This is a genomic window from Mesorhizobium sp. (assembly GCF_024509055.1).
Lineage (GTDB): Bacteria > Pseudomonadota > Alphaproteobacteria > Rhizobiales > Rhizobiaceae > Mesorhizobium.
Map to the genome: position 1 here is coordinate 1 of NZ_JANINM010000358.1, position 1,562 is coordinate 1,562.

1 protein-coding gene and 1 pseudogene are annotated in these 1,562 nt (G+C 62.4%); both read right to left on the minus strand.

From position 1 onward, the window contains the following. Positions 1-1,159 (minus strand): serine hydrolase (locus tag Q0L57_RS15215; RefSeq protein ID WP_296743916.1); only part of this gene is annotated, 1,159 nt, incomplete at its 3' end. A 151-nt stretch (positions 1,160-1,310) separates the two neighbouring features. Beyond that, positions 1,311-1,562 (minus strand): annotated as a pseudogene (locus Q0L57_RS15220) (putrescine/spermidine ABC transporter substrate-binding protein); the annotation flags it as partial.

Genomic DNA, 1,562 nt, shown 5'->3' on the forward strand with positions numbered 1-1,562 from the left:
GCGTCGCCACCGAATAGGCGGAATTGAGGAAATCCGGATAGGTCGAAAGCTTCACCACGACCATCCTGTGCTCCCAGCTGATATGGATCATCTGGCCGAACACGCCCCGGCACATCAGCGAGCGCGAACGCGCATCCTCGATCCAGAACTGATTGCGGTAGCTGCCGTCCGGCAGGCTGGGATTGAAGTCCGGCTGATGCTTGCCGGTACGCGTCGCCTCGATCCAGTCGGCGGGGATCACGCCGCCGCCATTGTCGAGGATCAGTTGACCGAAACGGCCATAGTCGCGCAATGTCGCGTTGAAGCCGCCATCGGCAAGCGCATAGCCGGCGCTGTCGACCGTGAAATAGGCGCTTTCGTCGGCGCCGAGCTTCTGCCAGAGCTCTTCCGAGACGAGTTGCGCCAGTCGCTTGCCGCTCACGCGTTCCATGATGAAGGCGAGAACGTCGGTTTCGATCGAGCGGTATTCGAAGGCCTCGCCATGCTCGCGCACCTTGTCCTTCAGCCGCAGGATCAGCTCGAAGAGATGCGATGGCCATTGGAAGTCCGGGTCGCTGCCCGGCGGGATCGGTTTCCAACCGGTGGCGACGTCGACCTGGCCGATTTCCGAATAGCGATCGGTGTACTCCTCGGAAAAACGCACGCCTGTCGTCATGTCGAGCACATGTTGCACCGTGGCGTCGGCCCAGGCCGTAGCGGCCAGTTCCGGGAGATAATCGGTGACGAGTTTGCTGGGGTCGATCAGGCCCTGCCCGACCAGGATGCCACATATGGAACCGGTGACCGACTTCGCCATCGACTGTGACAGATGCAGCGAACGTTCGTCCATGCCGTTGAAGTAGCGCTCATAGGCGATCTTGCCGTCCTTGAGCACGAGGAAGCCGTCAGCATAGGTCTCGTCGAGCAAGCCGGCGAGCGTCGTCGCTGCACCCTTGCTGTCGACGACCGGGAGATTGTCGAGGTCGACCTCGGCGCGGTCGAGGCGATGGCGGTGGCCGTTGCCGCGCCAGACTTCGACGGTGGGGAGGAATTCGCGGATATGCTGGAAGGCCCAGCGGTTCCAGGGTGGCCTGTCCCAGTCGAGCTTCGGCAGCACCATGGCGGGCGGCGAGCCCTGCATGATCGGCTGACGTGGATCGGAGTTGCGGTAAGACGTCATCGAACCCTCCCAATGCATGCCACCCAAAAGTGCGGAGCGGCTTTGGGAAAGGACATGCATGAAACTGAAACCTGAAGCGCGTCGCCGTGACGGGCTCCAGCCACAAGAAAGGGAGGCGCTAGCCTCCCTTTCCCAGGGACCTTGGGTGAACTTACTTGCGCAGGTTCGTCCAGATCTTGTTGTAGATCTCCACCACGTCCGGCGAGCACGGCTCCACGAACTCGGGCGTCGGCGAGCCGGCCGGCGGGTTGATTTCCGGCGAGTTGGCGAAGTCGGGCGACAGGAACTTGTGGCTGCCGGCAATGCCGTTGTCGTAGCCGGCGAACTCCGAGATCAACGCCGCATTCTCCGGCGCCATGACGAAGTCCTGGAACAGCTTGGCGTTCTCGAGGTTCTTGGCGCC